This window comes from Vibrio sp. WZ-1 (assembly GCF_052037695.1).
Lineage (GTDB): Bacteria > Pseudomonadota > Gammaproteobacteria > Enterobacterales > Vibrionaceae > Vibrio.
The window spans coordinates 363,671-376,366 of sequence record NZ_JBQEQR010000076.1 but is presented as its reverse complement, the minus strand read 5'-3'; the positions used below and the strand labels follow the sequence as shown (position 1 = coordinate 376,366).

Below are 12,696 nucleotides of genomic sequence, written 5' to 3'. Positions count from 1 at the left end.
CATGAACGGTATCGCACTACACGGTGGTTTCGTTCCTTACGGCGCGACGTTCCTAATGTTCATGGAATACGCACGTAACGCAATGCGTATGGCTGCTCTGATGAAAGTTCAGAACATCCAAGTTTACACGCACGACTCTATTGGTCTTGGCGAAGATGGTCCAACTCACCAACCAGTTGAGCAAATCGCGTCTCTACGTCTGACTCCAAACATGAGCACATGGCGTCCATGTGACCAAGTTGAGTCTGCAGTAGCTTGGAAACTAGCAATTGAACGTAAAGATGGTCCATCAGCACTTATCTTCTCTCGTCAAAACCTAGCACAACAAGAGCGTACTGCTGAGCAAGTTGCAGACATCGCAAAAGGTGGTTACATCCTGAAAGACAGCGATGGTAAGCCTGAGCTAATCCTAATCGCGACTGGTTCAGAAGTTGAGCTAGCAGTGAAAGCAGCAGAACAACTAACTGCAGAAGGTAAGATAGTACGCGTGGTTTCAATGCCTGCTACTGATACTTTCGATAAGCAAGATGCGGCTTACCGTGAATCTGTACTGCCTTCAGACGTGACTGCACGTGTTGCAGTTGAAGCTGGTATTGCTGACTTCTGGTACAAGTACGTTGGCTTCGATGGTCGCATTATCGGTATGACAACATTCGGTGAATCTGCACCAGCTGACCAACTGTTCGAAATGTTTGGTTTCACTGTAGAAAACGTAGTGAACACAGCAAAAGAACTACTAGCGTAATTTAGCGTTAGAAATGAAAAACCGAGCGTTATCGCTCGGTTTTTTTGTGCCTATTCAAATTCGTTTCCCCAGTTGTCTTTCTCTTTGTTTCCACATTCCTTACAGGTGACATAGCGATCCATATCGTAATAATGACCGCCGTTTATCAGGGTATGAGCCCAAAGCTTTAAGGTTCCAAGAATCGATTTATCCGTATCATAACTGCTTGGTTTACGGACTAGCACCTCTGAGTGTGGTGTATCTCTATTACATCGCTTGCAAAAGTGAGCAGCGGGAAAACCTGACATACGCATTTCCTTTGGTGGTTAAACAAGGAGTTAAAGTGCCAAGTGAACTACGCGAGGTCAGGAATAAATATATTGGCAATGTGAATGTATCGTGAAGTGAAAAGATAGTTTACCGCGAGTGAGATCACTTACTTAATGCGTTCAGCCTGCGTATCAGGTACTATCTGTGCCACGAATTTTTAGTGAGGCGAAGGATAAATGCTAAAGGTTGCGATCAATGGATTTGGGCGTATCGGTCGTAATGTACTGCGAGCAGTATATGAGAGTGGTAAGCACCAACAGATTAAGGTTGTCGCCGTAAACGAGCTGGCACAACCAGAAGCGATGGCTCATCTTCTTCAATATGACACCAGCCATGGCCGCTTTGGAAAGAAAATCTCTCACGATCAACAGCACCTCTTTGTTCACCATGACAGTGGCGAATTTGACCCCATCCGTATCCTTCACCTTGCTGAGATTGAGCTATTACCATGGCGCGACCTCGAAGTTGATATTGTTCTCGACTGTACAGGTGTCTTTGGTTGCCAAGCTGACGGCCAAGCACATATTGAGGCTGGAGCGAATAAAGTGCTGTTTTCGCATCCCGGTGCTAATGACCTCGATAACACCATTATTTATGGTGTGAACCACGAAACTCTGAAAGACGAACACCGCGTGGTGTCCAATGGTTCATGTACCACCAACTGCATCGTTCCAATCATCAAAGTCTTGGATGAAGCCTTCGGCATTGAGTCTGGCACCATCACAACCATTCATTCTTCAATGAACGATCAGCAAGTTATCGATGCTTACCATAATGATTTACGTCGCACACGCGCGGCCAGCCAATCCATCATTCCAGTTGATACCAAGTTGCATAAGGGGATTGAAAGAATCTTCCCGAAATTTTCCAACAAATTTGAAGCAATTTCGGTTCGAGTACCAACTGTAAACGTCACTGCGATGGATTTAAGTGTCACAATTAGTACAAATGTGAAAGTTAATGACGTAAATCAAACCATTGTTAACGCATCTCAGTGTACATTACGTAACATTGTTGACTATACTGAATCGCCACTCGTTTCTATCGACTTTAACCACGATCCCCATAGTGCAATTGTGGATGGAACTCAGACCAGAGTGAGTAATGGGCAACTCGTAAAAATGCTCGTTTGGTGCGATAACGAATGGGGCTTTGCTAACCGGATGCTGGATACCGCCTTAGCAATGCAAGCTTCTTCACAAGTGGAGCAATAAGAGTGAAGTAGCGATGGAGAAAATTTTTATTTTAGACCTTGAAATAAATTTGACGTATCTCCATATCAATAACCAGTTTGAAGAATTAACGGGCTTGGCAGGATTGCCGGGTTTTTAAAAACTTTAATTATTTAATATTTGAGAGGACACATCATGTCTGTAATCAAGATGACTGACCTGGATCTTGCAGGTAAACGTGTATTTATCCGTGCTGACCTAAACGTGCCAGTAAAAGACGGTAAAGTAACTTCTGATGCACGTATCATCGCATCTCTTCCAACTATCAAGCACTGTCTAGAAGCAGGCGCTAAAGTAATGGTTACTTCTCACCTAGGTCGCCCAACTGAAGGTGAATACGCTGAAGAGTTCTCTCTACAACCTGTAGTTAACTACCTAAACGACGCACTAGATTGCGAAGTTAAACTTGCGAAAGACTACCTAAACGGTCTAGAGCTAAACGCTGGTGAACTAGTTGTTCTTGAAAACGTTCGCTTCAACAAAGGCGAGAAGAAAAACGAAGAAGAACTATCTAAGCAATACGCTTCTCTATGTGACATCTTCGTAATGGACGCGTTCGGTACGGCTCACCGTGCACAAGCATCTACTCACGGTGTTGGTATGCACGCAGACGTAGCATGTGCTGGTCCTCTACTAGCGAACGAACTAGAAGCACTAGGCAAAGCAATGGACAAGCCAGCTCGTCCGATGGTTGCTATCGTAGGTGGTTCAAAAGTTTCTACTAAACTAACTGTTCTTGAGTCTCTATCTAAAATCGCTGACCAACTAGTTGTTGGTGGTGGTATTGCTAACACATTCATCGCAGCTGCTGGTCACAACGTTGGTAAGTCTCTATACGAAGCAGACCTAGTTGAAACAGCTAAGAAGCTAATGGACGAGTGTGCAATTCCAGTAGCAACTGACGTTGCATGTGCGAAAGCATTCGACGAGAACGCAGAAGCTGAAATCAAGCACGTTTCTGAAGTACAAGACGACGATATGATCTTCGACCTTGGTCCAGATTCAACTGCTGAACTAGCAGAAATCCTTAAGAACGCTAAGACTATCCTTTGGAACGGTCCAGTAGGCGTATTCGAATTCAAGAACTTCGAAGCAGGTACTAAAGGTATCTCTGAAGCTATCGCAGCTTCTGAAGGCTTCTCTGTTGCAGGTGGTGGTGACACGCTAGCAGCTATCGACAAGTTCGGTATCAAAGCTGACGTATCTTACATCTCTACTGGCGGCGGTGCTTTCCTTGAGTTCGTAGAAGGTAAAGTACTTCCAGCAGTTGAAATGCTAGAAGCACGCGCTAAGTAATAATCGCAAAGCGGGGGAGTTATCTCCCGCTTTCTTGTTTGCTGCAACGAGAGTGGAACTCTGCTAGAATAGCCTCAGTTGTGAGCAAACGTTTGCAAGATTTTTCAATTTAACAAGTTTTGTTTAAAAAACGACAGATAAATAGGATTACATCCATGTCTAAGATCTTCGACTTCGTAAAACCAGGTGTTATCTCTGGCGATGACGTTCAGAAAGTATTTGAAGTAGCAAAAGAGAACAACTTTGCACTTCCAGCAGTAAACGTTGTTGGTACTGATTCTGTAAACGCTGTACTAGAAGCGGCTGCAAAAGTTAAAGCTCCTGTAGTTGTTCAGTTCTCTAACGGCGGTGCTGCTTTCTTCGCTGGTAAAGGCGTTAAACTTGAAGGTCAAGGTGCTCAAATCCTTGGTGCTGTAGCTGGTGCTAAATACGTTCACGCTGTAGCAGAAGCTTACGGTGTGCCAGTAATCCTACACACTGACCACGCTGCTAAGAAACTTCTACCATGGATCGACGGTCTACTAGACGCTGGTGAAGAGTTCTTCGCTCAAACTGGTAAGCCTCTATTCTCTTCTCACATGCTAGACCTTTCTGAAGAGTCTCTAGAAGAGAACATCGAAACATGTGCTAAGTACCTAGAGCGCATGGCTAAAATGAACATGACAATCGAGATCGAACTTGGTTGTACTGGTGGTGAAGAAGACGGCGTTGATAACTCTGATATGGACGCTTCTGAGCTTTACACTTCTCCAGAAGACGTAGCATACGCATACGAGAAACTAAGCGCTGTTAGCCCACGTTTCACTATCGCTGCATCTTTCGGTAACGTACACGGCGTTTACAAGCCAGGTAACGTTGTTCTAACTCCAACTATCCTACGTGACTCTCAAGCATACTGTGCAGAGAAGTTTGGTATTGCACCTAACGCTCTAAACTTCGTATTCCACGGTGGTTCAGGTTCTACTGAAGCTGAAATCCAAGAGTCTATCGGTTACGGTGTTATCAAAATGAACATCGATACTGATACTCAGTGGGCTACATGGGATGGTATCCGTGCATACGAAGCGGAAAACCGCGATTACCTACAAGGTCAAATCGGTAACCCAACTGGTGAAGACGCTCCTAACAAGAAGTACTACGACCCACGCGTATGGCTACGTGCTGGTCAAGCTTCAATGGTAGCTCGTCTAGAGAAAGCATTTGCTGACCTAAACGCAGTAGACGTACTATAATTCGTCTTACCTGAGTTTCTAAAACCCGCTCTTTGAGCGGGTTTTTTATGTCTAAACAATGAGACTGCCGACATTCTCCTTGCTAGAGCAATTGATAACTAAATCAACTGCTATATGATCATCTCACTTCATATCCCTTCGTTTTTACGCAAATTTCGAAACCCAGTGTATTTTGACACCAAGTAGCATAAAACTAAGCAAAAAGTGTGGCGAAATGTAAAACCTTTGCGTACTCTGTAACAAGCCAATATCAGAATTTTCTGATAAATCTTTGTTTTGCATATCTTTGCGAAACTCTGACTTTGAAAAATTTTAAAATTGAGATATTGTGCCAAAAATCTGACACTGTTCAGTAAAACAATAGGGATGTTGTTGTAGATAAGAGCCTATAAAAAACAAGGTTCATAAGTTAACGGCAATTAGATTTATATATCTTTATTTTGAGGATACGAATTATGGCAGGTGAATCGATGGGTATCGATACCTCTTTAACTGATGGTTTGAGCAAAGCTGAAACGTGGCTAAATAACAACTCAGATCTTCTTATTCAGTATGGTGTGAACATCATTTCGGCACTACTGATTCTGTTTATCGGTAACATTATCGTTAAAGCAGTAGCGAACAGCGTTTCAAAAGTGCTTGAAAAGAAAAAGATGGACAAAGCGGTTGTTGAGTTTGTCCACGGTCTAGTTCGTTACCTTCTATTTGTTATCGTACTTATCGCGGCACTTGGTCGTGTAGGTGTTCAAACTGCTTCTGTTGTTGCAGTAATCGGTGCGGCAGGTCTTGCTGTTGGTCTTGCACTACAAGGCTCACTTTCTAACTTTGCTGCGGGTGTATTGATTGTTGCATTCCGTCCGTTTAAGTCTGGTGACTATGTAGAAATCGGTGGTGTAGCAGGTAGCGTTGAAGCAATTCAAATCTTCCAAACTGTATTAAAAACACCTGACAACAAAATGGTTGTTGTGCCTAACTCTTCAGTTATCGGTGGTGCAATCACAAACTACTCACGCCACGAGACTCGCCGTGTTGACTTGGTGATTGGTGTGTCTTACAAAGCGGATCTTAAGCAAACTAAGCAAGTAATTCGTGAAACGCTAGAAAAAGATCCTCGCATTCTGAAAGATCCAGACATGACGATCGGCGTGCTAGCATTAGCAGATTCTTCAGTGAACTTCGTGGTTCGTCCATGGTGTAAAACATCTGATTACTGGGATGTTTACTTCGACTCTACTCAAGCAATCAAAGAAGCGCTTGATGCAGCAGGTATCGAAATTCCATTCCCACAAATGGATGTTCACTTGAACAAAGTAGAAGCTTAATCACTTCGATTGAGAACATGAAATAGCGAGGCGTTTGCCTCGCTTTTTTATATCTAGAACTTTTGTATTTCTAACAGCGTATTGCTGCCAGCAAGGAGTAGTCGCTTGAGCTCTTTGCCCGCGAAGCCGAAAGTCGATTCGGGTAAGCCAGGCGTATAGAGCAATTCTTCGTGTTGATATAGAGCGGTATCGACAATGATGGTTATATGTTCTGGTAGACCAATTGGGCAAACTGCGCCGGGTACACATCCTAGTTGTTCGATCATTTCGTCATCGCTACAAATTGAAGGCCGTTTACCCGTAATGGTTTTGATTTGTTTGGAGTCTAAACGCGAGTCTTTGTCAGTGAGGTACACGGCATAGCCTAGGCCTTTTAGTTTGATAAAAAGGCTCTTGGTGTGCGTGCCTTTCCAGCCAAGCTCCGCAGCAACCTTTAGGTCGGTTTCAAAGTCGAGAATGGCCTCATGCTGCCATTCTCGAAAGGGGATAGAGAGTGCATTGAATCGTTCTCGATTGAGTTGATAGATTTTTTGTAGTGACTCCATGTCGTGTTTCTTCCCTATCTTTCCTTACCAGTATTTGGTGACTAGTTCGTTTGCGAGAACAAAAGCGATAGTAAACATCATAGCGGCAACTGCGATATCAATGCCTTTCTTTACTTTTGGCTTTGAAAGCGTCGGGCCTAGTTTCGCTGCACCTAATGATAATGTGTAGAACCATACAAACGATGCCATGATAGTGCCCATTGCAAAGGCGATTCGATCGTTACCTTCAAACTGACCGCCGATGGAGCCCAAGATCACCACAGTATCTAAGTAGAGGTGTGGGTTCAAAACGGTAACGGCAAGTGCACCAAGAATAACGGTACGACGACCACGCGCGACCACTTCACCTTTCGACTCTGATGCATCAGCCGACTTGAATGCACTCTTTAATGACAGCAAGCCGTAAACGCTTAAGAAAGCGATACCACCTAAAGTTACTGATGTCAGCAGGATTTCATTTTGTGACAGAATCGCGCCACCACCAAAAATACCTAGTGAGATAAAGAGCATGTCTAGCAGGCTACAAATGGTTGCTGTAGTCAGATGGTGTTGGCGTTTAATACCTTGGTTAAGGACATAAGCATTTTGCGCTCCGATTGGAATGATCATTGTCGCACCCAAACCAAATCCTTGTAATAACACCCACAAACTCACAGCTCACCTCAAAAAATTTAGCAATAAAACAACAGAGGAGAGGAAGATAAATCTTTTAACTAAATAAGTATAATTAATGATTTTAATATATTATTAGCAGTTCTTATCTGGCTGGGTTTGAGGTTTTAAAGGAGGAAATAGCGCGTGCGAGGATTAGATTATAAGTGGATAGAAGCCCTAGATGCCGTAGTGCATCAAGGTAGTTTTGACCGCGCCGCGGAGCACCTGTTTGTGTCGCAATCCGCGATCTCGCAACGTATTAAACAACTTGAGAAATACCTTGCTCAGCCAGTACTTATCCGGGAGCAGCCACCCAAGCCAACTCCTATTGGTAAGAAGTTACTTGGGCTTTACCGTCGTGTAAGGCTTTTGGAACATGAAATTCTTCCTGAGCTGAAAAACGACACGTCGACACGTCCTGTACAACTTTCACTGGCGACCAATGCTGACAGTTTAGCTACTTGGTTATTACCGGCATTGCAGGATGTGATGAAGTATCGCCAAGTGGAGCTCAAGCTGACTATCTACGGAGAGTCTCGCTCAATTGAAAAACTCAGAAGTGGCGAAGTAGCGGGGGCGATCAGTTTGGAGTCTCAAGCCATCCCTAGTTGTCGAGCTGACTATCTTGGGCGCATTGATTATGTTTGTGTCGCCAACCCTGAGTTTTATCAACGCTATTTCTCTGAAGGTGTAAACAATCAAACCTTAGCAAAAGCACCAGCGGTGTCTTATGACCAGTATGATGATCTACATAAGAAATTCCTTACGGAGCACTTTAATGTCAGGCCAGATAGCGTAATTCACCACAATATCAGTAGCTCAGAAGCATTTCTCAAAATGGCGTTGGCTGGCGTCGCATATTGTTTGATTCCGCGCTTGCAGATCACTGATGAACTAGAGAAAGGTGAGCTCATCGATATAACACCGGGCTTCTTGATGTCATATCGGATTTATTGGCACCACTGGCAATTAGAGACAGGGGTTCTTCAAGAAATCTCGAATGCGATTGTGTCATATGCGCAACATAATTTGCCTCAGTAACATGTTGTTTACTGAGTCAGGATTGTGTTAGAAGTGCTTGATGGTGCTTGGATATTCGTCAGAATTACCTATGATGAAGCCATATTGATATGGATGGATTTGTATAATGAAACTTTCGTCTTACCTGCTCGCATCAGCATTAAGCTTAACTAGTTTATCTGTTTTTGCGAACGCACCAGAGTTTGCTCATGTAACCACCACTGGATATGGTGAGGTGGTTGCTGCCCCTGATATGGCTACTTTTTCGGTAAAAGTTGTTGATACGACAATGACGGCTGAACAAGCAAAGCAGTCAGTCGACAAATCGGTTGATGAGTTCTTGAAAAAGTTATCTGATGCAGGTCTTTCAAAAGACAATGTGACGAGTTCGAATCTATATTTGGCGCCGCAATATCATTACCCTAAATCGGGTAAAGCAGAACTTGTTGGGTATCGAGCATCACGCAGCATCAATGTAAACGTCAATGATTTAGCAAACCTGAATAAATACCTGGATATGGCGTTAGAGTCTGGTATCAACCAAGTTGATAACATTCAATTGAAAGTGAGTAATCAGTCTGAGTATCAACAAAAGGCTCGTATGGCGGCGATTAAAGACGCAAAAGAAAAAGCGTCATCACTAGCGGTTGGATTTGAAAAGAAACTTGGTGACGTTTGGCAGATTTCATACAACCAAATGAATGGACAGCCAATTTTAATGCGTTCAATGGCGATGGATGCGAAGCAAAGCTCGAATAGCTATCAAGACTCGACACTTGTGATTCGTGATCAAGTGGATGTGATTTACAGACTGAAATAGTACTCAAGTCAGTACTGATGAACAAAATGAAAAAAGGCAGGGATTTCCCTGCCTTTTGTATTTGTTCAAGATACCCTTAGTGAAGGATACGAGCACGAATTGTGCCTTCGATACCTTTTAGTTTCACTAGTGCTTCTTCTGCGCGAGATGTCTCAACGTCGATAACCACATAGCCGATCTCTGCTGCCGTTTGTAAGTACTGACCTGCGATGTTAATACCTTCTTCTGCGAAGATGGTGTTAATTTGCGTCAAGATACCTGGGCGGTTCTTGTGGATGTGCAATAGACGTGAACATTCACGGTGCTCAGGCAATGATACTTCTGGGAAGTTCACGCTTGATAGCGTTGAACCATTGTCTGAGTATTTCGCCAGTTTGCCAGCAACTTCGACACCGATATTCTCTTGTGCTTCTTGTGTTGAGCCACCTACGTGCGGTGTTAAGATAACGTTGTCGAACTTTTGTAGTGGCGATTCAAATGCATCTTTATTGGTTTTTGGCTCGACAGGGAACACATCAATTGCGGCTCCCGATACATGGCCAGACTCTAGGCTATGGCATAGTGCAGGAATATCAACTACGGTACCGCGAGCAGCGTTGATAAAGATCGCTCCTGGCTTCATTCGAGCAAACTCCTCTTCACCCATCATATTCTTGGTTTCTGGAGTTTCCGGAACATGAAGAGAAATAACGTCACACTTATTGAGTAATTCGCTCATTGTGTGAACCTGTGTCGCATTACCTAGTGATAGCTTGTTTTCGATATCATAGTAGTAGACACGCATGCCCAAGTTTTCGGCGATAATACCTAGCTGAGTACCAATGTGACCATAACCGATGATGCCCAGACGTTTACCGCGCGCTTCGTATGAGCTGTCAGCACTCTTCTTCCAGATACCGCGGTGTGCTAGTGCATTCTTTTCCGGAATGCCACGCAGAAGCAGTAAAATTTGCCCAAGTACTAGTTCAGCTACACTACGTGTATTTGAGAACGGTGCATTAAATACAGGGATACCGCGTTTTGACGCTGCACTTAGATCAACTTGGTTAGTACCGATACAAAAACAGCCAATCGCAACCAGTTTATTCGCCGCATTGATCACTTCTTCCGATAGGTTAGTTCGGGAACGGATACCGATGAAATGCACGTCTTTAACGGCTTCGATCAGTTCTTCTTCCGAAAGGGAGCCTTTGTGATATTCAATGTTGCTATAACCAGCTGCTTGAAGAACTTCAACTGAAGAAGGGTGGAGTCCCTCTAATAAGAGGATCTTAATCTTTTCTTTTTCCAGTGAAACTTTGGCCATTTTTCTCGTCCTTAAATGGAAAGGTGGGCTAATGTGGCGCACATAAAGCAAAACTACTAAAAAGGGGATAATTAACAGTTTTGTCGGAAGACAAACGTTTCCTTGTGCGTCTTCTGTTCAATAAAGTAACAAAAAAAATTTACTTTGGGTAAGAAAATTACGGAATAAGGCATGCTTTTCTTAGAAAAAGGAAGAAAAAACGGCGCCCTAGGGCGCCGTCTGTAATGAAATAACAGAAAATTTAGATCATCTAATGATTTATTCTTCTATTTTTGCACCTTCTGGTGTGCCTGTGATAACTACATCAGCACCACGGTGAGCGAATAGACCAACCGTTACTACACCAGCAATGCCGTTGATTTTGTCTTCCATCTCTTTTGGATTGGTGATTTGCATGTTGTGTACGTCTAGAATCACGTTGCCGTTATCAGTGATAACACCTTCACGGTATGCAGGATCACCACCTAGCTTCACCAACTCGCGAGCAACGTAAGAGCGTGCCATTGGGATAACTTCTACAGGAAGTGGGAATTGGCCAAGTATGTCAACTGCTTTTGTGCCGTCAACGATACATACGAATTTGTCTGAAATCGCGGCAACGATTTTTTCACGAGTTAGTGCTGCACCACCGCCTTTGATCATGTCACGGGCTGCATTGATTTCATCTGCACCATCAACGTAGACATCTAGCTTAGCTACATCGTTACACTCGTAAACTTCAATACCGAGTTCTTTTAGACGCTCAGTAGAAGCGACAGAACTAGATACTGCGCCCTTAATATCGTCTTTGATGCTACCTAGGGCATCGATGAAGTGATTCACGGTAGAGCCAGTACCAACACCGACAATGCTGCCTTTTTCAACATATTTAAGTGCTGCCCAACCAGCCGCTTTCTTCATTTCATCTTGAGTCATGCCTATCTCCTGCATAGATGTTCTTTAACGTTTGCGGCGTGATTATAGCGGTAACGTGTTAGATTTCCCATTGCCAGATTTGGCTTGGTGTCACGATCTTTGGCAAAGGGATATCCCAACTCTCTATTGGTAAGCGCTCAACATGCTGACAATCGTGGGCGATACCGATTGGTTTTGCACCTTCGCCAGTGCTAAACCAGCGTGCGAGTGTGCGGTCGTAGTAGCCTCCGCCCATACCAAGGCGATGGCCCACACTATCAAACCCCACCAAAGGTGTGCAGATTAAATCGAGCTCACGAACTGGTTTGATATGGCGGATATCAAGTGCAGGTTCTAAGATTCCGTATTTGTTGTATACCAACTGATCGTCACTTAAATACTGCAAGAAGAGTAACTGACCTTTGGAGAAAGGATGAATCACAGGCAAGTAAATCGACTTACCCTGCTGCCATAGCCATTCAATGAGAGGCTTAGTATCTAACTCTCCATCTGCGGAAAGGTAAATTGCAATGTGTTGTGCACTTTGAATTTCAGGCAGTTGTGAGAACTGACTAAGGAGATCAAGTCCAGCTTGGAACTGGGTATCACTGCATAGTGCATTGCGTTTTTTGCGAATGAGTTTTCGGAAGTCTTGTCGAGATAGGTCTGACATAGAAAGGATACCCCAGGGTGCCGTTGAGGATTGTGGCCCTTGAACCAGCTGGTTCAAGGCGGATCAGCAATGATAACCGTAGGCTTCTCGGTGCATGCCAAGCTTGCTCAATAGCTATCAAGTACTAACCCTTTGGTATTGCTTATCGGCTCAGGGACTTAAATCCTGCTGACGAACACCCCAGGGTAAATTTGGTAATTACTGCTGTCCTTGCTTTACTTTGCTAAGTGCATCATCTAAAGATGCAGTGAGCTCTTCCATTCGCTCTGTGATTTCTTGCTGATGGCCGTTGGCTTCATAGGATTTGGTTTGAAGCTCGTGGCTAATGTTCAACGCAGCAAAAGTCAGTAGCTGAATTTCATTGCTTACCTTAGTACGTTCTTTCATCTCGTTCAATCGACGATCGAGATCTTTTGCCGCAGCAATGAGTGATTCTTCTTGTCCAGCAGGACAATTCACTCGTGTCATTTTGCCAAGAATTTCAACGTCGACCGCTTGGTTGTTCATGATGAATAAACTCTGTTATCACGCTATCTAAGGTAATGTTGTCTACAACTACCGAGTGGGAAACTATAGGAAAACCTCTATTAAGATTCAAGCATTTCCCTCGTTAGTTTGTTAAATGATGATGTGATGACACAGGAAATG

Annotated in this window: 14 protein-coding genes and 1 other RNA gene; 7 read left to right on the top strand and 8 right to left on the bottom strand. The window is 43.8% G+C overall.

All coding sequences use genetic code 11. From position 1 onward, the window contains the following. Window positions 1-745 (top strand): transketolase-like TK C-terminal-containing protein (locus tag ACTS60_RS14280; protein WP_440888761.1); only part of this gene is annotated, 745 nt, incomplete at its 5' end. Between the two features lie 50 nt (window positions 746-795). Here the strand turns inward: ACTS60_RS14280 and ACTS60_RS14275 are convergent. Next, on the bottom strand, window positions 796-1,032 hold the full coding sequence (locus tag ACTS60_RS14275; RefSeq protein WP_440888760.1) for a hypothetical protein: 237 nt from the start codon (window positions 1,030-1,032) through the stop codon (window positions 796-798). A 198-nt stretch (window positions 1,033-1,230) separates the two neighbouring features. Here ACTS60_RS14275 and epd point away from each other — a divergent pair, with 198 nt between their 5' ends. From epd to mscS, 4 genes are all read left to right on the top strand, one after another. After that, complete coding sequence (epd, locus tag ACTS60_RS14270) at window positions 1,231-2,268, top strand: erythrose-4-phosphate dehydrogenase (protein WP_440888759.1); 1,038 nt, start codon at window positions 1,231-1,233, stop codon at window positions 2,266-2,268. A gap of 153 nt (window positions 2,269-2,421) precedes the next feature. Further along, window positions 2,422-3,582 carry a phosphoglycerate kinase gene (locus ACTS60_RS14265; protein WP_005436484.1) on the top strand — a complete coding sequence of 387 codons (1,161 nt, stop codon included), beginning with the start codon at window positions 2,422-2,424 and terminating at the stop codon, window positions 3,580-3,582. 155 nt (window positions 3,583-3,737) lie between these two features. Then, entirely contained in the window at window positions 3,738-4,814 is a 1,077-nt protein-coding gene (gene fbaA / locus ACTS60_RS14260) for a class II fructose-bisphosphate aldolase (protein ID WP_005436482.1), read from the top strand. Window positions 4,815-5,269: 455 nt separating this feature from the next. Further along, entirely contained in the window at window positions 5,270-6,136 is an 867-nt protein-coding gene (mscS, locus tag ACTS60_RS14255; RefSeq protein WP_440888758.1) for a small-conductance mechanosensitive channel MscS, read from the top strand. 53 nt (window positions 6,137-6,189) lie between these two features. Here mscS and ACTS60_RS14250 read toward each other — a convergent pair whose 3' ends face one another. Both ACTS60_RS14250 and ACTS60_RS14245 read right to left on the bottom strand, forming a co-directional pair. Further along, on the bottom strand, window positions 6,190-6,681 hold the full coding sequence (locus ACTS60_RS14250; RefSeq protein WP_440888757.1) for a YbaK/EbsC family protein: 492 nt from the start codon (window positions 6,679-6,681) through the stop codon (window positions 6,190-6,192). A 24-nt stretch (window positions 6,682-6,705) separates the two neighbouring features. After that, window positions 6,706-7,335, bottom strand: a complete 630-nt coding sequence (locus ACTS60_RS14245; RefSeq protein ID WP_440888756.1) for a LysE/ArgO family amino acid transporter — start codon at window positions 7,333-7,335, stop codon at window positions 6,706-6,708. A gap of 144 nt (window positions 7,336-7,479) precedes the next feature. Between ACTS60_RS14245 and ACTS60_RS14240 the strand changes: the two genes are divergently transcribed. Continuing rightward, window positions 7,480-8,376 (top strand): LysR family transcriptional regulator ArgP, encoded by an 897-nt coding sequence (locus ACTS60_RS14240; RefSeq protein ID WP_440888755.1) that lies wholly within the window; start codon window positions 7,480-7,482, stop codon window positions 8,374-8,376. Window positions 8,377-8,482: 106 nt separating this feature from the next. Continuing rightward, entirely contained in the window at window positions 8,483-9,175 is a 693-nt protein-coding gene (locus ACTS60_RS14235) for an oxidative stress defense protein (protein ID WP_440888754.1), read from the top strand. Window positions 9,176-9,251: 76 nt separating this feature from the next. Here ACTS60_RS14235 and serA read toward each other — a convergent pair whose 3' ends face one another. The 5 genes from serA to ACTS60_RS14210 form a co-directional block, all read right to left on the bottom strand. Continuing rightward, complete coding sequence (gene serA / locus ACTS60_RS14230) at window positions 9,252-10,481, bottom strand: phosphoglycerate dehydrogenase (RefSeq protein WP_440888753.1); 1,230 nt, start codon at window positions 10,479-10,481, stop codon at window positions 9,252-9,254. A gap of 258 nt (window positions 10,482-10,739) precedes the next feature. Next, window positions 10,740-11,396 carry a ribose-5-phosphate isomerase RpiA gene (gene rpiA, locus ACTS60_RS14225; RefSeq protein ID WP_440888752.1) on the bottom strand — a complete coding sequence of 219 codons (657 nt, stop codon included), beginning with the start codon at window positions 11,394-11,396 and terminating at the stop codon, window positions 10,740-10,742. Between the two features lie 58 nt (window positions 11,397-11,454). Beyond that, complete coding sequence (locus tag ACTS60_RS14220; protein ID WP_440888751.1) at window positions 11,455-12,048, bottom strand: 5-formyltetrahydrofolate cyclo-ligase; 594 nt, start codon at window positions 12,046-12,048, stop codon at window positions 11,455-11,457. Between the two features lie 5 nt (window positions 12,049-12,053). Further along, window positions 12,054-12,238: non-coding RNA, 6S RNA (gene ssrS / locus ACTS60_RS14215), on the bottom strand. An 8-nt stretch (window positions 12,239-12,246) separates the two neighbouring features. Continuing rightward, the gene (locus tag ACTS60_RS14210) at window positions 12,247-12,555 is read right to left on the bottom strand and encodes a cell division protein ZapA (protein ID WP_440888750.1); all 309 of its coding nucleotides are present in this window, start codon (window positions 12,553-12,555) and stop codon (window positions 12,247-12,249) included. Between the last annotated feature and the right edge of the window lie 141 nt (window positions 12,556-12,696).